This is a genomic window from Streptomyces ziwulingensis (assembly GCF_039542605.1).
Taxonomy (GTDB): Bacteria; Actinomycetota; Actinomycetes; order Streptomycetales; family Streptomycetaceae; genus Streptomyces; species Streptomyces ziwulingensis.
In genome coordinates this window covers 1-18,872 of sequence record NZ_BAABIG010000083.1, presented here as the reverse complement: position 1 = coordinate 18,872, position 18,872 = coordinate 1, and the positions used below count along the sequence as shown (strand labels likewise).

Sequence of the window (18,872 nt, the reverse complement as noted above, 5' to 3'; positions counted from 1 at the left end):
ACGAAGCTCTCCTTACCTACTCGTCTAGTTATGTGAGCCGTTGATGACGTCCACACCGGAACGCGTGCCGGATTCGATGGCCGGAGCCATGAAGGTGTCGGAGAGCCAGAAGCCGAACAGGGCGATCAGGACGACGATCCAGGTACGGACGCCGAGAAACTTGACCGCTCCCCAGGCGAAGAAGCCGAGGACGACGACGAGCGGCAGGCTGACGTTCACGGGATCGGGGTCCTTTCAGCGGACGGGGCAGCGGTGGGTGCGGGCGGCCGGCTCGGCAGCGGCACGGCTGTCGTAGTCGGCGGAGAAGCCGCAGCGAGGGGCGGTGCACGCGGCGGTGTGCTTCTCACGGCCCCGGCCGTCGTAGGACGTGCCGACCTGGACGGGGCCGATGCGGATCACGTAGCGGAAGCGGTTCGGAGAGGGCACGGTCAGTTCTCCTTTCGCAGGCTCGGGCCGGGGAAGTCGCGCAGGATGCGGGCGGCTTCTCAGGGTTCCGAGACACGGTCGGCGGCTTCCTCCGCGAGGAGCCGGGCCAGTGCCGTACGGCCGCTGACAGCCATCTGTCGGGCGGCTGAGAGGTAGTCGGCGGCGGTTTCGAAGGAGAGGAGCACAGTTCAACTCCCTTTGGTGGTGAGCTGGGCGGCGATGGCCTCAGCCATGGGCACGGGGACACCGAGGCGAGCCCGGAGGGTCGGGGTGTCGATGTCCGCTCCGGTGCGGGTGTGGTGCTCGGCGGCGACCTTTCGAGCGTGCTCGACCAGGGCGGCCGGGACGGATACGGCGGGCGGAGCGGGCGAGGCGGACGGAGCGGGCACAGTCGGTGGGGCGGGTGCCGGATTTGCGACCGGTAGCGCGGGCGGCTCAGGGGTGGGGGCGAGATCGGGGCCGGAGTCGGAAGTGGATTCGGCGTCGTCCTCCTGGTCCACGCCCGTGGCGACGCCCTCCAGGTCTTCCGCCACGTCCCCCACGGCTTTCGGCGCCGAATGTGCGAGGAGTGTTCCGCCGAGGAAGGCGACCGCGGGCCAGCCCGCGACGAGGATGCGCAGCCAGGCCGGCACGTGGTCCAGGTCGAGCAGTCCGGCGGTGGCGACGTTCGCCCCGAGGGATGCGGCCAGGGCGATGACGAACCAGCACCAGCCGGAGGCTTTGGCGTGGCCGGTCCGCAGTCGGCGCCAGGCGGCGACGAGCAGCAGGTCGACCGATACGGGATACGCCCACGCCTTCCATCCGTCCTGTCCGGCCGCGAGGGCGATGTCGTGCAGGTGGGCGAAGGACAGCGCGGCGGCGATGACCGCTTGGACGAGCACCGCGTCGACGCGGGCCAGCAGGGCGCGCATGCTGCGGCTCCTTCCTGTTCCAGGCATGGCAGGGGTAGGGATGTGGCGCGAGGCGGTCACGCCGACCGGGGTGGAGCGAGATAGCGGCTTGCGACTCAGTCGGTCACGGGCCGCGGCTGCACGACCGGGCCCGGGGACTCGACCGGCCGTACGGGCACGGCGGGCCGGAAGGGCTTGAGCGCGGGCAGGTCGGGGACCAGGTGGGCCGAGGCGTGGCAGGTCTCGGCGGCGGCGCCGAGGGAGAGATACGGGGTGCGGATGCGGGACCAGCCGCCGGAGGTGTCACCGACGACGGCCAGGCCGGGCCGTTCGGGAGCGATGGCGCAGGCGGCGGCGACTGCTTCGGGGGCGATGTCGCCGAGCGCCATCTTGGCGGAGGCTTCGTCGTTGACGCGGTGGCAGACCCGGCCGGTGAGCTGGGCCCGCAGCATGGTCGCGCCCTTGCCCAGTTCGGCGCCGAAGCGCTGTCCGCACACCTCCAGGTAGATGCCGGCCGCACGGCCGAGCTGGGCGAGGCGGATGAGCTGGGTGACCATCTCGTCCCGCCGTTCCTCGTCCTTCCTTGTGGCGACGAGGAAGAGTTCCGCCACCTCGTCCACGAACAGCACGACGGGTACGGGCCGCTCGTCCTCGGGCAGACCCCAGATGTCGGAGGTGATCTCCTCGTCCGGCGTGCCCGACGCGATGCCCTGCCGGGCCTTGATCAGGTCGTAACGGTCCTCCATTTCCCTGATGAGCACGGGCAGCAGTTCGGCAGCCTGTTCGGGGTCGGTGGCGAGCGCCGACAGCCGGGCGGCGAAGGGCGCCAGCTCCACACCGCGCTTGCAGTCGATGCCGACCAGGGCGACGGGTTGCCGGGCGAGTCCGGCGACGAGGTGTCGCAGGTACATGGACTTGCCCGACAGCGTGGCGCCGAGAGTTAGTTGGTGGGGAACGGCGGCCCGGTAGTCGCGTACGAAGGGCGTGGCGTCCTACCGTAGCGCGACCGGTATCTTCAGCGTCCCGGTCGGCGACTTGCGCGGCATGCGGACCTTGCGCAGCACGTCGAAGCCGACGAGCCGCAGTTCGACGACACCGGGCTTGACGGTCGTGACGTACACGGCGTGGACGCCCCAGGCATGCCGAAGCCGTTCGGCCGAGGCTGCGATGTCGGCGGGTTCCTGTCCCGGGGCGAGCCGCAGCCGGAGCCGCAGTCCGGTCGAGGTGGGCCGGATGACGCCCCGGCGCGGCGGAACGGGCCGAACCTCGCGCCGGGTGGTGGCCTTGACCGCCAGGACCCGCAGCCGGGAGGGAGCGACGGTCAGGCCGCAGGCTTCCATGACCGAGCTGTACGAGCTGAGCAGCCGGGCCGTGGACAACGGCAGTCCGACAGCGGACCAGTAGACCCCGGGATGGTTGCCCCGGGAGTAGGCGGCCCCACCGCCGAGCGCGGCGACGGGACCACCCACCTCCAGAAGCGTTGCCAGGTCGGTCATCAGGCCGAGGCCCCCATGGCGACGGGGAAGGCGGCCGGGGTGACGGCGGCGGCACGGTAGGCGATGCCGTGGCGCTGCTGTCCGTTGAACACGCTCTCCCATGGCCGGGCCACCAGGCCGGGCAGCGAGACCGGGGCACCGAGCGCCAGGCCCTCGGAGACGCCGCTCTCCGGGATGGTGACCTTGATCAGGGACGACTCCCCTTCCTCGATGTAGACGACGCCGATCGTCATCAGTGCCTCGCCGCTGTTGACGTCCTTGGCGATCTCGCCGGTCTGGCGGTCGCGGACCTTGGGTTCGGGCGCTTCGGTCAGCAGGATCGTCGCGGCCGAGGTCTCCACACGGATGGTGCGCAAGGCTTCTTCCTATCTACTCGTCTAGATGAGTGGCAGTCTGCGAACCCGATGACGCCGGGAACGCGGTCTACTCTGACACACAACTTACCCACTCGTCTATACGAGTATGTGTGTTGGGCTATACGAGTCCAGAGAAGTGGCCTCGCGCACCGCGGGTTACGTCGCCGGGAGCTGGTACGACAGCACGTACGCGTCCGCCGCCATGACGGTGTCGCAGACCTCTACGGGCCGCTTCTCGGTGTCGTACGCGGTACGGATCAGGTGGATCACCGGCACACCGGACGCGAGATGCAGCGTCTTGACCTCGGACGGCGAGGGCATCCGGGCCCGAATCTCCTCCTCGAAGTGGTCGAGGTGGTGACCCAGTTCCTCAAGGCGGGCATAGATGCCACCGGGGCCGGGGTTCGGCTCGGCGATCTGCGTACCGCGGGCGATGTCGAGGGGCAGGTAGGAGGTGGCGAACTCGACCGGGCGGCCGTCGAGCAGATACCGGCGCCGCCGAGCCAGCACACGCCGTACGGAACCGAGCCGGGCGGAGATGTCCTGCGTGGCCTTCTCTTCCTTGACCTCCAGGCTGTCCACCTTCGGGTGACTGCCGGCAGCGTCCGCCTCGACAATGAACGCGGACTTCCCCCGCTCACGGTGGCGCCGGGCGAACCGGTCGGAGGCGAGCCGCCGCACAGGCGGTCGCGGCCGGACGAACACGCCCTTGCCGTGCTCGGCGTGCACCAGACCCTCACCCTGGAGGACCGAGAAGGAGTTCCGAACGGTCATCCGGGATACGCCGTAGTGCTCGACGAGCTCGGCTTCCGAAGGCAGCTTCTCCCCTTCCTTGAAGCGCCCACGGTCGATGGCCTCGCGCAACTGGTCGGCGATCTGCCGGAACACCGCACGATCGCTCGTGGGATCCAGGCCACCGAGCAGGGACGGAAGAGAGGTCACGAGTACTCCTTTAGGTATCTAGACGAGTGGGCGAGTGTTGTTGCTACGGTTGAGAGCCTAGCCATCTGAGAGGGCCGAGGAACGTGACCACTGACCGTCCGCACTCCGTGAGCGTTGCCGGAGTCATCGTCGACGACCAGGGCCGGGCCCTCTTGATCAAGCGGCGCGACAACGGCCACTGGGAACCCCCGGGTGGCATCGTCGAGCGGGAGGAAACCCTCCCCGAAGCGCTTCAGCGGGAAGTCCTCGAAGAAACCGGCATCAAGATCGCGCTTCCCGCGACCCTCACCGGCGTCTACAAGAACATGACGGGCCTGATCGTCTCCCTGGTCTTCCGCTGCGAGGCCGCCGACGGCACACCCACCACCGGGGACGAGACCCGCGCACTGCGATGGGCCACCCGCGAAGAAGTCCATGACCTCGCCGACGAGGCGTACGCAATCCGTGTCCTGGACGCTCTGGACGCGTTGTTCCCGCCGGCCGTCCGCGCACACGACGGCGTCAAACTCGTCTAGCCCGAACCCGCTGCACATGGCGGCCTACCAGCACGAAGGAACTTGTATGCACGAGTATACGAGCACCGCCCGGGTCTGGGGACTCACTTGCCCAGGTTTCCCGGAAGAGGTCAGCAGGGCCCGCCGCTGGACACGGGACATCCTCAGAGGTTCACCCCTGGCCGAGGACGCCGAACTGATCGTGAGCGAGCTGAGCGCGAACGCGATCCTGCACACCGCCAGCGGCCGGCACTCGGGCAGCTTCCATCTGGCACTCGCGCTCTCATCACAGATGGTCGCCCTGTCGGTCACGGACGACGGAGGCACCGGCCAGGCCCCGAAGGTCGAGCGCCAGGACCAAGAGGCGGAACACGGCCGGGGACTGAGCATGGTCAGCGCGCTCGCCCACCGGGTCGTGATCCACGACAGCAACGGGGGCCGCACGGTCACCGCGCAACTTTTCACCGGGGCCCGCCCAGGAGGCCATCCATGCTGACGGACCAGCCGCGGTGGGGCTACTGGTGCGAGTGCTGGACGCAGGACACCACCGAAGGAGCGGAACCGGAGCTCCGGGCATCCTTCGACGCACACTCGGCACCGCAGGCAGACAGGTGGGTAGCGGTGGCACTGCGCACCATCTCACCAGCCCTCGACACCGACGCATCCGACGAAGCTTGGAGGTGGCTGTACGAGGGCCGCATCCAGACCCGACGAGCCCTCTTACAGATGCAGCCCTGCACCGTCTCAGTAACCCACGCCAGCACCCGCATCACCTGGACGATCCGCCCAGTCCTCTTCGTACCCCTCGCCCACCGACAGGGCATCGAACTCCCACCTTGCGCACACGACTTCAAGCCCCAGCAGACGCAGCAACCCGACTGAGTTACAACTTTCTCTACTGGTTCAAGGCGGCTCGCTCCGCTCACCGCGCGCGGCCCGGCCCCCGGCCGGGCCTGCGCTCCTGTCTCCGCCCCGCTCCAGCCCGACCCGCGGCCGTGCCGCGCGCACTGCATGCAGCCGCCTGATGCTGGAGAAGGGGCACATCGTGGCTGGGGCAGTCGGCTCCGCGGCTTTTCGCAGCCACTCCGGCGCGAGTCTCGGAGATCATGACCTCAACGTCGTGCTTTACCGGGCAGGTCCACATACCGCCCGAGCACCGCAAGCTTACGGGGCCATGATCACTCGCGCCAAAGCAGCGCCACCCGAACGCCGCTCCACCGACCTGGGCGAATCCCGCTGCATTCAGATACCGAGGCGACCCAGAATGAAGTTCGTGAACTGTTGGCTCTTTGCCGCTTTTTCGAGCGTCGTGTTGCCGCTCTGCAAGTAGGACGCGGTCAGTCCTTTCAAAACATCAAGGCGACTCTCGAGAAATGCCGGGTCGAGCTCTACATCAGCACCTACCACGCGCTTCAACTGTTGGGGATCATGAATCCGGCCACCCGCAAGTTCAACCGCTACCAACATCGACAGGTGAAATTTCAGATTGTTTCGCTCACCTTGAGTGGCATTCGCAAGCTCTGAGTGCAGGAATACATCCACCTTTCGCTGCGTCTGAGCTGCCCAGAGAAACACACTGAGGTCAACCTTCGGATTGAATACCTGCAGATAATCGTCATCATTCTTCAGTAGCGACGAGGGCTTTCCCCGCGCCTTGTCGGGTCGACACAACCCTACAGCCGTCAAAGCTTGCCCCAGCAAAGGGATTCCAATGATTTTTGCTGGATCCTTACCTTCATTCTTGTAGAAGTTCTTACGGCGGTCGTAATACCAACCGTTAACGAGGAAGTAATCTTCGATATTTCGCTGAATCTCATCGGTGGCCCGAAGCGAGGCGTCATTGACAGGGGTCTGCCTGTTGGTAGCCCTAATTACCTGATCGCGCGTCTTTCGGTCGATGGTAGAGATGATGCGGACCAGGAGCATGCGATCTCCGATCGGAGCTTTCCCGTTCCCTCTCAAAACCTCGTAGATGGTGTGACTCGTCTGCAAGCCATTTACGATCTGAATGTCTGTCAGGGTATAGGTCTTCCCCCCGGTGGTCGCATCGCTACAAATGATAGTGACCCCGTTATTCAGCCACCAAAACTCAGGACTGTCAGGATTCTCAAGCGTTCGTCGAATTTCTTGATTTACGGTAACGGGCCCTTGATAATCCCTCACGTTCCAATCAAACAAGTACCGGCGTAGCTTGCCGTGTTCGTCCGTGATCAAGTCGAAGTAGTCGGCCAGACGCACTAGGGCTACGTGCGAGTTGCCACTAGTGGCGTTTTCCTGAAACTTCATCGGTAGAGCGTAAGAAGGCTTCTCATTGTAACGTGCGAGAAGCTCACGATCCCCAAGCAAGTCGCACTGTACAGCTGCCCCCGGCGGAAAAAGATCGAGCAGTGCTTGACGAAGCATGCCCTGCTTTACCAAAACCTGTGGAGCAACTCCCTGCACATCTCCCGGCGTGGCATACACAACATTAACGGAAATCTTGGGCCTGCGAACGAGAAGTTTCTCCCAAGCCCGCCGGAACAGATCCACCCGAGATAGCAGGCTCTCGTTATAAAGCCCTTGCAGCTCTTCAAGATCTTGATTCAGATCCAGGATTCGTCGAAGGGTATTTTCCAGCTTATCAAGCGCAGCTTCTTCGAAAGATGCACTGCGTTTGGCTTGAATAACCCACAGTTCAAGGAGTCGCTCTTGCGAGAAGTCACTCGGTCGGCGATGCTCTGAGAAAAGGTCAGAATCTTCATCCAAGAGATTGTCATCCCAGAAGGTGAAGATCGAGTCGATTCCACCATCTTGACCGGAACCCACAATTCCGTCCTGAATATTCTCCAGGCCGAGTCCATAAGGCCGCAGGGACAGCTCGGAGGCGAAGATTTCGAACGCCGTATCTCCCGAAGATCGCGGTACATTTTCCTGATGCCAGCTTTCAAAGATCCGCATGAGCAGAGTGCGGGCATTGGTTTGGGGAGCCGGCATATCGGAGTCTCCTAGCTAAGGGAGTGCCTGCGCAACCTAGCGCATCCTTCACGGTCAAAGAGTAGGGCAGGTCTGCCGGATTCTCTCTGAGTTTCGTTAACTCGTCCATCGGTGGCGGCGAGCGATCGGCACCAGCGTCCAAGAGGCACGGGTACCGCGGCAAACATGTGGCCGACCGTGCAGGGACCGGCTAGGAACAGCAGACACCAGTACGTCGGCCAAGCACGCTGAGCGCTGCGTCGAGCGTGCCAGAACCTTGCCAGGTCGTGCGAGGAGCACCGAGTGGGCACCAACTTGGCATTCAGGCATGCATCAACACCACGCACGTGCAGGTCAGCGCCACCCCCAAATCCATCTGAACTTCCCAAGCTGATAGCTCACGCTCCGTGGTGACGGTGCCGACCGTAGCGGGTTGGTCTGGTCGACGGCGCAAGCCGGTAGCGTGGCTGAGACAGGCGGGGGTACAGCGAGACACACGCGCGCCTGGTCGATCGGCGCGCCCGCCGTTGTGGCTGACTGTCGTCGGTTGAGGTTCGTGCCACAACCGTGCCAGATGCAGGGGTCAGTCAAGGTCAACACCGGCGCCCCGCGGTCGAGTACACGCCCCCTTCCTCAGCCGGCGAAGGCGCAGCTCAGCCACCAGATCACCCAGCCTCTCTCCTAAAGCGGGTGTCGCAGGTTCGAATCCTGCCGGGGGCACACGACACAGGACCGGTTCGCAGGGCTTGATTCCCTCGAACCGGTCCTGCTGCGCGATCACATCCGTGCCACGGGCGGACCATGAAGTTCGGTGCCCGGTGTGCTCCTACCGCACCAGTGCCCTGCCGTCAGCCTTCGTGGGGCAGCCTCGGGCGGGTGACCGGCACGACGGTGAGGAGATCATCCAGCCCTTTGAAGTCGTCGGGGTTGGTGGTGAAGAGGGGAAGGTTCTCAGCCACGGCGATGGCAGCGATCATCAGGTCGGCCACCCGGCGGCGCGGCTTGCGGCCCGCACTGATCACCGCGGCACAGATGCGACCGTAGATGCGGGCCGCCTCGGCGTCGAAGGGGATGGGGTCGAACTCGTTCTCGGCGCGTTGCAGGACGTCGAGCCTGCGGGCGCGTTCGGTGTGTTCGTCGTAACTGCTCTGTTCGTCGTTGCGACGGACCTCGTGCGGACCGGCGGACAATTCGGCCAAGGTGATGGCGGTGATCGCCATTTCGTCCGGTAGCTCCTCGGGGGCCACCCAGCGGCGCAGAACCATGATGTTGGTGTCGAGGAGGCCCTGCTGATGCGTCGAGCGGTCAGCGGTCATAGGGGTCGTCCGGGTAGGTGTCGGCCGTGGCGTCCTGATCGGCACGGAACCGGTCAGGGTCGATGCCGGGGGCGCTCCTGGACATCGCGGCGAACTCCTGGCGGGAGACGAACCGACGGCGTCGACGCAGCGGGACGAGCTGGCCGATCGGATGCCCGTCGCGGGTGACGGTGAACGACTGACCGCCCTGTATGGCATCCATGATCTCTCGGGACCGGCTGCGTAGATCCCGTTGGGTAATTTCGGGCTGAACGCTCATACCGGCCAAGGTAGCACCCGGTGCTACCAGGTGACACATGACGGCCGAAGGCTTACGCCGACAAACCTTCGGCCGTAGCGGCCGGGTATGGCCTTCGCTGATCGATCTGGCTAGGGCTACGGCTGAGAAGGCCATCTGACATCCATAGCTGACATCAACGACGTCGGACGGGGACACCCGTCAGCGCCTCCCGCTGGCCGTCGCGTAAGTCGACGACAGCAGTCGGACCGCGCTCGGACCGAACTCCCAAAGCGGGTGTCGCAGGTTCACATCCTGCCGGGGGCACAGACTGCACGGCAGGTCAGAAGGGTTCCCGCCCCTCGTTCTCATCGAATGGAAGGCCACTTTCATGGCCGGAGACCACATCGAGTCCACTTCCCCGGATGATCATGACCGCGATGCACTCGAAAGGGCGACTGGACGCGATGCAGAGGCCACATTGAGCGGCCTGGTCGGGAGGGGCAGGCACGCCTCCCGCGCCAGGGGCAGAGGCGGGCCTGTACGCCGCTGGCACGGCCGGCGTGAACGTGCCGGCGACGCCGACGGGAGTCAGGGGAGCAGGTGCGGAGGCGTCGCGGGCGTCGACCGGTGCGGCGCGGGCGGGCACCAGCTCGGGTGCAGCTTAGGGTTCGGGGCGGCGCCGGTCGGCGAGTCCACCGGAACTTCCTCGACGTCGCCCTCGATGGGCTGGTGGCAGTGGTCGCAGGTCGTCATGACGATGTCCTCTCCAGGGTGCGTGGTTTCGTGCCGCGTCGGGCTATGCGCCACTGCGCGGCGAACCGCGCTCCGCGCCGGCACCGGCCGTGCTTACAGCGGCGGCACCCCACGCAGTGGTTCCGTGGCCGTCGCGCCCCTTCCCGGGTGGCAACGGCTACGGAACCTGCCCCTTCAGCGGCTGCCGAAGAAGGCGGCCAGCTCGCGTTCCCTTGATGTCATGCGGCGCCGCTTGCTCTTGCGCAGAACGGCATGGAACGTGTCCGCTGCCATCCGCTGATGCCGCAGCCACTCCGGCGTCTCCCCCATCAGCGACCACAAAATGCTCGTCGCCTCATCAGGAGCCCGCATCAGCAGATGCGCCTGCGCCACGTCCAGCAGATGGCGGCGCATGAACACCCGGCCCTTCGCGTCCACTGCGGCCGGCATCCGCTCCGACAGCCGCAGCACCCGGTCCGGCCGGTCCGCCACCAACTGGTTCTCGATGCCCTGGAATGCGACCGTGCGCCAGTCGAACCGGCCCCACGAGGACACGGCTACCGCTTGACCGCCTCCCAGCGCGGCGCCTGCCGTGCGGCCGAGCCGCAGAATCTCCCGAGCCTGTCCAGGCCGGTTGTTCCGTGCCGCCGTCGCGCTCCCGTGGACCAGCAATTTTCCCCACGCCCCGAGGGTGCGCTTGGTCGCCCGGGAGATTCGTGGCTCCACTACGTCGGCAGTGGCCACGCTCACCTGCTCCGCCTCATCCAGGCGCCCCTGACGCATCAGCAGCCAGCCCTGCTGATAGACGGCTGCTGCCACACCCCCCATGTCGTCCACCCGTACCGCGTCGCCGATCGCGTCCCGCAGGGCGGTGTGCGCCAGGTCGTAGGCGCGGATCTGCGTCAGGTAACGGCCGGCCATTTGGAGCACGTCGGATCGGATCCGGATGGCCTCGGTCTGCTCGACCCCGTTGTCGAAGTGGGCGACGGCGGCATGGGCGGCGTGGACGAGCGCGGGGAGGAACTCGGCAACGTAGCCGTAGTGGTCGCGATGGTAGGCGGTACCGACCTCGGCGGCCGTGGACCGGAGCCGGTCCAGATCGGGCTCCGTGGCGACGGTGCCGATGAGCCGGCCGGTGAAGGTGACGGGGGGCGCGATGGCCTGCCGGAGCGGCATGAGGTCGATGTTGTCGTCGTCTCGACGGGTGGTGGCGTGCGGGGCGGCCGAGTCCAAGAGGGCGCTGGTGCGGGCGCCGAGGGCGCGGGCGAGGGCGTGGTAGGTGTCGAGGCGCGCGGTGCCTCCGCGTTCGAGCTTCTTCACGACTCCGATGCTGAGTCCTGCGCGTTCCGCGAGGCGTTCCTGGGTGAGGCCGCGTGCGAGGCGGAGTGCTTTGAGGTGCGCGCCCGGGTGGGGCGGCGCGGTGTCCGTGGGCTCGGGCATACCGGACTCCGTTCTGACCTAGACACTCGGAACGCTACTCCGCTGCTGTGGCGGAGGTTTGACAGTTGCGCCCCCTGCGTCTGGCTGTATGCCTGTGCCGGAGGCGCTTTCGCGTGACGCGACTCCGGACGGACGAAAGCGGCCCCGCCCTCCAGGGAGGACAAAGCCACTGGCCGTTCGTGTCAGGAGCCGGTGCGCATGTGCTCGCGCACCCGCTCGTCGATGTCCTCAGGCTTTGTGCTGATCCCGGAGTCCCGCACACGGCCGATGAGCCGGTCGACCGTCCAGGAGTAGGCGAGCACCAGACCGGACAGGGTGTCGAGGCACCGCTCCTGCCGCTCCGCCTCGGCCCGAAGAGGTGAGCGGGGCCCGCCGCTGGACGCGCGACATCCTCAGCGGCTCACCACTGGCGGAGGACGCCGAGCTGATCGTGAACGAACTGAGCGCGAACGCGATCCTGCACACGGCCAGCAGCCGGCCCGCCGGGAGCTTCTGTCTGGCGGTCGCGGTCTCCGCCCGGGTCGTCGCCCTGCCGGTGACCGACGACGGGGGGCGCCAGCACCGCGCCCAAGGCCAAGCACCAGGACGACGACCAGGACCAGAACCAGGAAGAGGAGTACGAGGCGGAGGCCGAGCACGGCCGGGGGCTGGGCATGGTCTGCACGCTCGCCCACCGGGTGGTGGTCCACAACGGTGGGCAACGGCATGCGGAGCATCCTGCCGCGTCACGCTCGACCCCGACCATCCGTTTATCCGTATGGCCGGGGGCCGTAAGTCCCGGGTGACGCCGGACGCGCCCTATGGGGGTGAGTCAGCAGTACGCGGTTCGCTTTCTTTCACAGATCCAGCCAGCTCCGTGATCAGGCATGCGCCAGATGCCGCCAGTCGGACGCGCGCCCGTAGAGTCGCTGCATGGTGACTGCGACTGTCCGTGAGTGGTACGACGAGGAAGGGTGGGGGGTGCTCGACTCTCCCGAGACACCAGGCGGTTGTTGGGGGCACTACTCCGACATTCAGTCGAAGGGCTTCCATACGCTGTCGCCAGGGCAACGTGTAGATCTCCAATGGGAGGCCCCTGGTTTCAAGCAGGACGGCTACGTCTACCGGGCAGTGAACATAGTGCCTCGGCCTGCCTGACATCCACGTCTGTCATCCGCGTCTGTCATCCGCGTCTGTCATCCGCGTCTGTCATCCAGAGGGCATCTACGAGTCGTCAACCGCTGGCTGCCGAGCGCGGCGCGTCTCCCGCCGTCTCACGAGCCTCGGGTGTCTGCCGCTGAATCCGGTCACGGGCCCATGTGGATGTGGGCGGACCAGAGGGTCGGGAATCTGGGGTAGCGGGCTCGGATCAGGCGGATCGCCTCGTGTACGGCGGCGGCGGTGCGGGTGGGGTCGTAGGCGGCTGCGGCGAGGCGCGTGTAGATGTGTTCGGCGATCTCGGCGGCGATGGTGTCGTTGATCTGCCACAGCGTCCCGACGACCTGCGGGAAGCCGGCGAGCTGGAAGGCGGTGACGGCGTGCAGGGCCTCGTCGGCGAGGTCGTTCCTGGTCACGGCGGTGCTGCAGGCTGAGAGGTAGGCGAATTCGGGCTTCTCCAGGCGTAGCCGGGAGATCTCCAGCACGTTGAGCGGGTTGACGGCGTGGTCGTGGACCAGCAAGTGACTTCGGTAGGGGTCGTCGGGATCTGTGCCCGCGTGGCAGGCGAAGTGCGCCCAGGGGTGGGTGGCAAGGCCGGTGAGTACAGCCTCGCGGGTCGCCTCCTCCCCGACCAGGCCGTCCAGTACGGGGAAGTGCTGAGCCAGGTGCTCGTACTCGGTCCGGGCACCCGGCAGGTCCCGCGCGCCCGGCGTGTGCGGCATGGCGACCGCCAGTACCCGCGGGGAGCCGGGCTCGCCGGACCGGGTCCTCCGCCGGGCGTGCTGGGCCCTGGCGTGGGACAGGGCGCGGACGGTGGGGACGTACGAGGACACGGCTCTGTCCATGACCGTACGGCGAGAGGCGCCACCGGAGGTCCCGGAGAACCCCGAGGTCGCCGAGGCCCCGGAGCCTTCGGAGGGCGTCTGAAGGTGAAGGTGGTGGCCGGCGGCGTGCAGCGGAAAGTGTGCCAGCGGGCCGCAGGGAATCCACCACATACGCCGCGTGCCGGATGTGCCGGGTTCGCTGGATGCGCCGGGTGCCGGCAAGGGCCGCGTGACGTCGAGGAGGTCGAATACCGGTTTCGCCACGGCGTCCCAGAGCCAGGGCAACGTGTCCTCGGACATGACGCGTTCGGCCTCGATCCGGGCGTCACGGGAGTTGCCGCTCCGCGCCAGGAGGTAGCGCATGTCGCTGAGGCGGTCGTGGACATCGTCGTGGTCGACGTCGGGCAGTTCGCACACCTGGATGCCGTCGGTGGTCAGTACGAGGGCGTCGCACCGGTACGGGCTGATGTTGACCATGACGATGGGGCCGCTGTGCGCTTCGGCTGTCATCGCAGCGGCTTGCGGGGGCAGCAGGAAGCGCTCCAGACCGGGTAGCGTCCGGATCTCTGCCACCAGATCGTCCAGCTCCTGCGCCAGCTTGCGGCGGAGGTCCGGATCGTCCTCGCCCCCGGAACGCCCGTCGGAGCTTCCGGAACGCACGTCGGAGCCCCCAGAGCGCCCGGAGCGCCCGGAGCCCCCAGCAGCATCGAAAGCCCCAGAGGCCCCGGTCGAGTCGTCCAACCCCGCGCACAACCGGTCGAAGCGGTCCGCCAGTTCCGGCGCGCGTTCCCGCAGCTCGGTGAGGTCCGTTCGGGATTCCAGGGCCTGTGCCAGGAGGACACCGCGTCCCATTTCGAGTACTTCGGCTGCCCGGTCCGGCTGTCCGGTGGCAAGTGCGCAGGCCGCCGCGTCGCTCGCCAGACGTGCGTACTCGGCCATCCATCGCGTCGCGTCGGACGGCGCGAGGCCACGGGCCGCCAGGCGGGGCAGCAGTGCCACGCCGAGTGCGAGTCCACGCGCCGCCTGCTCGGGGCGGCCGGTCGCCATCGCCAGTTCGCCCCATTCCCGGGCGGCGGAGAGCCGGACCGCCGTCGGGGCGCTGCCCCTGCACGCCGCCGTCTCCAGCAGGCCGAGCGCCTCCTCGACGTGCCGTCCGTCCCTCGCGGTCACACCGTGGCCGTGGATGCTCAGTGACAGCGCCAGATTCACTTCGCACTGTGCCCGGAAGGCGTGGTCCTCGGCGGTCCCGTCGACGGCGGCACGGCCGGCCGAGACCGCCTCCCGCCACGCGGCCGTGTCCCCCGACAGGTCGAAGTACAGGCGTAGGGAGTTGCCGAGGTTGGTCAGTACGGCGGCCCGGTGGCGGCCGCCCGTGCCGGACGCGAGGTCCGCCACTTCGCGCTCGACGGCGATGGCGTCCCGCAGAGTGCCGAGGTTCTTGGTGCGGTGGGCCTTGGCCTTCAGCACGACGGCGAGGTTCGCCAGGTACATCCATCGATCCGGGTAGTCCTCGGGTGTCGCCGCCACCGCCGCACCGCCCAGCTCGATCGCGCGGTCCAGGGCGTGCGGGTCCCCCACCCGGTGGAAGCGCTGGTTCAGCATGCGCACGAGGGTCGACCGGTAGAGCGGTCCGTCGGGGTGATCGGCGGGCGTGAGGTCGACCACGGCGCTCGTCACCTCGATGGCCTCGTCGAGCGCGCCCATGTCCCCGGTACGTTCGGAGAGCACGTCGAGCAGGGTGCCCAGGTTGTACAGAGCGGTCCGTTGGACCGGTGCACCGCGCGGCGCCGCCCCTACCGCGCCGCGCGACACGGCGATCGCCTCGTTCAGGACCGACTGGTCGCCGGTGCGCTCGAACTGGTGGCGCAGCAGGATCGTGGAGTTGACGAGCACCGCCGAACGGTCCCGGCCGGACTCCGGTACCGCCTCCCGCGCGGCGGTACTCAGCCGGAGGGCCTCGTCCAGCAGGGCGCCGTCGTCCGTGTGCTCGTACAGCATCCGCAGGGAGTCGGCCAGCCCGCCCCAGGACACGTGCCGCCCGGTGTCGGCCGGCGACACCTCGCGGACCACCTCCCTGCCGATGTCGACCGCCTCTCGCAGGTGCCGGACATCGCCCGTGCGCCGGAACAGCGCTCGGAGGGACTCGGCCAGGTTGTGCGAGGACATCATCCGGTCCACGCCGACGGTGGAAGCCTGCTCCACCGCGCCACGGGCCACCGCACCATTGGCCACCCCGTCACGGGCCACCGCACTACGGCCCACCGTGACGGCCTGCTGAATGTCGGCGAGTTCCCCCGTGTGTTCGTACAGGCGTTGCCAGGCCATTCCCAGCGCCCGCAGCCGGCCGGCGAGCAGGGCGGCATGCGGCGCCGCATGCGTTGCGGCATGCGGCGCGTCATGCGCTCCGGCATGCGGTCCGGCATGCGATGCGGTGTCAGCCACCGCGTTGCGCGCGGCGCTGATCATCAGCCGCGCGCTGTGCGCGTCGGCTCCCTCGTCGAGGTGCAGGGTCAGCGCCTGGAGCAGGTCCTCCCAGGTGGCCTCGCCGTCCGGTCTCAGGGGCGCCCCGGGCGGTCGCGGCACCGGTTCCGGCAAGGGCAGCTCGGGTCGTATCAGGCTCACCAGGACGAGCAGTGCCGTGGCCGTCCGTACTTCTGGCAGCGCGCGCTGGTCGGCGAGGGCCAGCCCGCGCTGCCAGTGCAGCATCCCGACCAGGTGGCAGGTCTCCACGAGGTCCCGGGTCCGGGTGGTACCGGCGAAGAGTTCCACCGCCTCGGTCAGGGCAGCGGGGTCGAGCAGGCCGTACGGGCCGGCCGAACCGTCGAGCCTGGCCCGGACAGCCGCCACCCACCGTTCCCGCATGCGTCCCCCAACACCCCTCAAACACAACCGATTTCACGGTAAACACAACTGATTTCACGGTGCGCGTCACTCAACCTCGCGTTCGCGCGTGCACCATACGGCCCAGCACGTAACGTGGCCACATGGCAGATCTGGTCGAGACCCTGTCCCGCGTTCTTCTGGACACCAGCGAGACACTGCTCCGGGAACAAGGGGCCTGCCCCCGGCCCCAGGTCCACGTGGTGGCCGAGGACATGGAACAGCCTTACGTCGGCTTCGTCACCTGCCGGCTTTTCTACCGTGGCGCGGACGCGGCGGCCGCACTCGCGAATCTGGGACTGTTCCCCTCGGTCTTCAGGGCGACGCGCCTCCTCGTCGTATGGGAGGACTGCGACCTGCGTACGGCGTTGGAGCTACCGGGAGAGTCCTTCCCGACCGGCGTCGTCATCCTCGACGCCGGCCTCGATCGGCACACCCTGAACTGGCACCCCTTCGACATCGAGATCGGCGGCACCAGTCCGCACGGCATACCCACGGTCGTCCCGCACTGGGGCACACCGGCCCGCTACGAGAACGTGCGACTGCTGGCGCCGATCGAGGAACTACTGCGGCTGTGGCGGGAGTTCCGGACCGAGGACATCCAGGAGACGGTGACCGAACTCCAGGAAGCGGGATACGAGTTCAGCATGGTCAAGCGGTGAGAACGCGTCAGTCGTTGCCCGTGCGCGGCCGCTGCTGAGCGGCGGAATCGGGCGCGGACGCACCCGCGGGCCCCTGGGGCGGCTCCGGCGGTTCCTCGGGGGTGTCGGCTCCCCCCTGCGGCTGATACCCACGCACGCCATCGGGATCAGCCAGGAAGGCCCGTTCCCACGGCGTCAGTTCCTCCTCCTGCGGTGCTGTCATCCCGCCCCCTCACGGTTCGCTGTTCCGGGACCTTCACCATCTCCACCACGTCAACGTCGGCCATGCGCAGATAGATCCCGCCGGTGTGCTCCACCTTGGACCCGAAGGAGCCGTCCGCACCCATCAGGTACGACGCCTGCAGATACAGGTCGGCTTCCTGGGGATGGCCCGAGGCGTACGACCGGGTGCCGTACCAGCCGCCCACCCACGTACCGTCCTTCAGCCGCGCCCGGATGAAACGCGGACCGCTGTCGGAGTGCGGGCCGAAGGCGTAGTCCCAGGCCGTCGGCACCGGCCGGTAGACGGAGTGGGCGCGGCGCCGCTCCCGGTACGAGACCGCCGCGGCGGCGGCAGCCGGTACGACGACGAAGAGCAGCAGGGCCCATCCGCCGACCGCCCGCGGGCTCTCCGCGGCCAGCGCACCGAGGCCGGACCGCTCGGCCCGGCGCCACGCCCGGACCAGGGCCGGCCCGGCGATGACCGCGTACACCCCGTTCAGAACGACACTGGCGGTGAGGGCCCGCAGCATCCGCTCGCCGAGCTGCGCCTCCGCGGCGACCGGCCCCCGCCAGCGCTCACGCAGGAACTGGTAGGTCAGCCCAGGCAGAACGAGCAGCACAAGGGCCAGCAACTGACTGGTCGTGGACGGTGGTTGCATACCTCCCCCAGCTCATCGAGCCCCAGCTCATAAAGCTCCGCTCATAGAGCCCCGAAAGTCTCCCACATGGATCACGTCCCGGTATGACCGTGTCCGACCTTCGAAACATTCGAAGACCGTGATCCGGCATCCATCCCGCTGGCACCGGACTTCAGTAATTCACCTCCATCCACTCTCCGCCACACGCCATTGAGCAGCGCATTCACACCCACCCACAAGATTCCTGACGCGCGAATGTTTCGAGATGAATACCGAAACTATTGACAGTCCGTGGGGCCAGCTCAAAACTGTCGCCGTCGGCGGGGCTCAATCCCCGTCGATGCGGGTCGGTGTCACCGCGACCCGCGACGCCACGCGCGGTCGCCGTCACCCGTGGGTCATCGACAGCCCGCGGGTTCGGATCACGCCGCCTGGCTCCCGTCGGCCCCACACGGACGAGGAGGAAGCACGCACATGAACGACGCACCCGCACCCGCACCCGCACTCCGCACCCACCGCAGAGGCGGCCGCCTCAGGCTGCTGATCAGCGGTGTCTGCGCCACCCTGCTGGTCGCTCTGGCGGCCATGACCCTGCCCGGCACCGCCCACGCCGACACGGTCGTCACCACCAACCAGACCGGCACCAACAACGGCTACTACTACTCGTTCTGGACCGACGCACCCGGCACGGCCTCCATGAACCTGGCCGCCGGCGGCGGCTACAGCACCTCCTGGAGCAACACCGGCAACGTCGTCGCCGGCAAGGGGTGGGCCAACGGCGGACGCAAGAGCGTGACCTACTCGGGCACCTTCAACCCGTCCGGCAACGCCTACCTCGCGCTCTACGGCTGGACTGCGAACCCGCTCGTCGAGTACTACATCGTCGACAACTGGGGCACCTTCCGGCCCACGGGAACCTTCAAGGGCACCGTCACCAGCGACGGCGGTACGTACGACATCTACAAGACGACGCGGTACAACGCCCCGTCCGTCGAGGGCACCAAGACCTTCGACCAGTACTGGAGTGTCCGGCAGTCCAAGCGGACCGGTGGCACCATCACCACCGGCAACCACTTCGACGCCTGGGCCCGCGCCGGAATGCCCCTCGGCAGCTTCAACTACTACATGATCATGGCGACCGAGGGATACCAGAGCAGCGGCAGCTCCAACATCACGGTCGGTGAAACGGGTTCCGGAGGCGGCGGCGGTGGCGGTGGCGGTGGTGGTGGTGGGAGCTGCTCGGCGACGCTCTCCGCGGGGCAGTCG

18 protein-coding genes and 2 pseudogenes are annotated in these 18,872 nt (G+C 67.6%); 7 read left to right on the top strand and 13 right to left on the bottom strand.

Annotated elements, in window-relative coordinates; all coding sequences use genetic code 11:
- Positions 1-24: 24 nt before the first annotated feature.
- The 6 genes and pseudogenes from ABEB00_RS31455 to ABEB00_RS31430 form a co-directional block, all read right to left on the bottom strand.
- Entirely contained in the window at positions 25-219 is a 195-nt protein-coding gene (locus ABEB00_RS31455) for a hypothetical protein (protein ID WP_345624088.1), read from the bottom strand.
- Between the two features lie 15 nt (positions 220-234).
- Positions 235-426 carry a mobile element transfer protein gene (locus tag ABEB00_RS31450; protein ID WP_345624087.1) on the bottom strand — a complete coding sequence of 64 codons (192 nt, stop codon included), beginning with the start codon at positions 424-426 and terminating at the stop codon, positions 235-237.
- Between the two features lie 188 nt (positions 427-614).
- Entirely contained in the window at positions 615-1,337 is a 723-nt protein-coding gene (locus tag ABEB00_RS31445) for a DUF2637 domain-containing protein (protein WP_345624086.1), read from the bottom strand.
- 95 nt (positions 1,338-1,432) lie between these two features.
- Positions 1,433-2,812 (bottom strand): annotated as a pseudogene (locus tag ABEB00_RS31440) (FtsK/SpoIIIE domain-containing protein).
- On the bottom strand, positions 2,812-3,168 hold the full coding sequence (locus ABEB00_RS31435; RefSeq protein WP_345624085.1) for an SCO3933 family regulatory protein: 357 nt from the start codon (positions 3,166-3,168) through the stop codon (positions 2,812-2,814). Before ABEB00_RS31435 ends, ABEB00_RS31440 begins: the two are co-directional and overlap by 1 nt.
- A 156-nt stretch (positions 3,169-3,324) precedes the next feature.
- Entirely contained in the window at positions 3,325-4,110 is a 786-nt protein-coding gene (locus ABEB00_RS31430) for a GntR family transcriptional regulator (protein WP_345624084.1), read from the bottom strand.
- Positions 4,111-4,217: 107 nt separating this feature from the next.
- Here ABEB00_RS31430 and ABEB00_RS31425 point away from each other — a divergent pair, with 107 nt between their 5' ends.
- The 3 genes from ABEB00_RS31425 to ABEB00_RS31415 are packed head-to-tail and all read left to right on the top strand — an operon-like array spanning position 4,218 to position 5,486.
- Positions 4,218-4,625 carry an NUDIX hydrolase gene (locus ABEB00_RS31425; protein WP_345624083.1) on the top strand — a complete coding sequence of 136 codons (408 nt, stop codon included), beginning with the start codon at positions 4,218-4,220 and terminating at the stop codon, positions 4,623-4,625.
- Between the two features lie 46 nt (positions 4,626-4,671).
- Positions 4,672-5,100 (top strand): ATP-binding protein, encoded by a 429-nt coding sequence (locus ABEB00_RS31420; protein ID WP_345624081.1) that lies wholly within the window; start codon positions 4,672-4,674, stop codon positions 5,098-5,100.
- Positions 5,094-5,486: a hypothetical protein gene (locus ABEB00_RS31415; protein ID WP_345624079.1), complete on the top strand. Its 393-nt coding sequence runs from the start codon at positions 5,094-5,096 to the stop codon at positions 5,484-5,486. Before ABEB00_RS31420 ends, ABEB00_RS31415 begins: the two co-directional genes overlap by 7 nt.
- Positions 5,487-5,846: 360 nt before the next feature.
- On the opposite strand, the gene ABEB00_RS31410 is transcribed toward ABEB00_RS31415, so the two are convergent.
- The 5 genes from ABEB00_RS31410 to ABEB00_RS31390 all read right to left on the bottom strand — a co-directional run bounded on the left by ABEB00_RS31410 (position 5,847) and on the right by ABEB00_RS31390 (position 11,264).
- On the bottom strand, positions 5,847-7,577 hold the full coding sequence (locus tag ABEB00_RS31410) for an AIPR family protein (RefSeq protein ID WP_345624077.1): 1,731 nt from the start codon (positions 7,575-7,577) through the stop codon (positions 5,847-5,849).
- An 827-nt stretch (positions 7,578-8,404) separates the two neighbouring features.
- A complete protein-coding gene (locus tag ABEB00_RS31405) occupies positions 8,405-8,872 on the bottom strand; it encodes a type II toxin-antitoxin system VapC family toxin (RefSeq protein WP_345624075.1) in 468 nt (155 codons plus the stop codon).
- Positions 8,862-9,131, bottom strand: coding sequence for a type II toxin-antitoxin system Phd/YefM family antitoxin (locus ABEB00_RS31400; RefSeq protein WP_345624073.1), 270 nt, complete (start codon positions 9,129-9,131; stop codon positions 8,862-8,864). Before ABEB00_RS31400 ends, ABEB00_RS31405 begins: the two co-directional genes overlap by 11 nt.
- 549 nt (positions 9,132-9,680) lie before the next feature.
- Positions 9,681-9,845, bottom strand: coding sequence for a hypothetical protein (locus ABEB00_RS31395; RefSeq protein WP_345624072.1), 165 nt, complete (start codon positions 9,843-9,845; stop codon positions 9,681-9,683).
- A 174-nt stretch (positions 9,846-10,019) separates the two neighbouring features.
- On the bottom strand, positions 10,020-11,264 hold the full coding sequence (locus ABEB00_RS31390) for a helix-turn-helix domain-containing protein (RefSeq protein WP_345624070.1): 1,245 nt from the start codon (positions 11,262-11,264) through the stop codon (positions 10,020-10,022).
- Between the two features lie 358 nt (positions 11,265-11,622).
- On the opposite strand from ABEB00_RS31390, the pseudogene ABEB00_RS31385 reads away from it, so the two are divergent.
- Positions 11,623-12,049 (top strand): annotated as a pseudogene (locus ABEB00_RS31385) (ATP-binding protein).
- Between the two features lie 127 nt (positions 12,050-12,176).
- Positions 12,177-12,401 carry a cold-shock protein gene (locus tag ABEB00_RS31380; protein WP_345624069.1) on the top strand — a complete coding sequence of 75 codons (225 nt, stop codon included), beginning with the start codon at positions 12,177-12,179 and terminating at the stop codon, positions 12,399-12,401.
- Between the two features lie 149 nt (positions 12,402-12,550).
- On the opposite strand, the gene ABEB00_RS31375 is transcribed toward ABEB00_RS31380, so the two are convergent.
- A complete protein-coding gene (locus tag ABEB00_RS31375; RefSeq protein ID WP_345624068.1) occupies positions 12,551-16,072 on the bottom strand; it encodes a CHAT domain-containing protein in 3,522 nt (1,173 codons plus the stop codon).
- Between the two features lie 137 nt (positions 16,073-16,209).
- Here ABEB00_RS31375 and ABEB00_RS31370 point away from each other — a divergent pair, with 137 nt between their 5' ends.
- Positions 16,210-16,767: a hypothetical protein gene (locus tag ABEB00_RS31370; protein ID WP_345624067.1), complete on the top strand. Its 558-nt coding sequence runs from the start codon at positions 16,210-16,212 to the stop codon at positions 16,765-16,767.
- 146 nt (positions 16,768-16,913) lie between these two features.
- Here ABEB00_RS31370 and ABEB00_RS31365 read toward each other — a convergent pair whose 3' ends face one another.
- On the bottom strand, positions 16,914-17,627 hold the full coding sequence (locus ABEB00_RS31365) for a DUF6338 family protein (RefSeq protein WP_345624065.1): 714 nt from the start codon (positions 17,625-17,627) through the stop codon (positions 16,914-16,916).
- 453 nt (positions 17,628-18,080) lie between these two features.
- On the opposite strand from ABEB00_RS31365, the gene ABEB00_RS31360 reads away from it, so the two are divergent.
- On the top strand, positions 18,081-18,872 hold a 792-nt coding region (locus ABEB00_RS31360; protein WP_345624063.1), incomplete at its 3' end, for a glycoside hydrolase family 11 protein.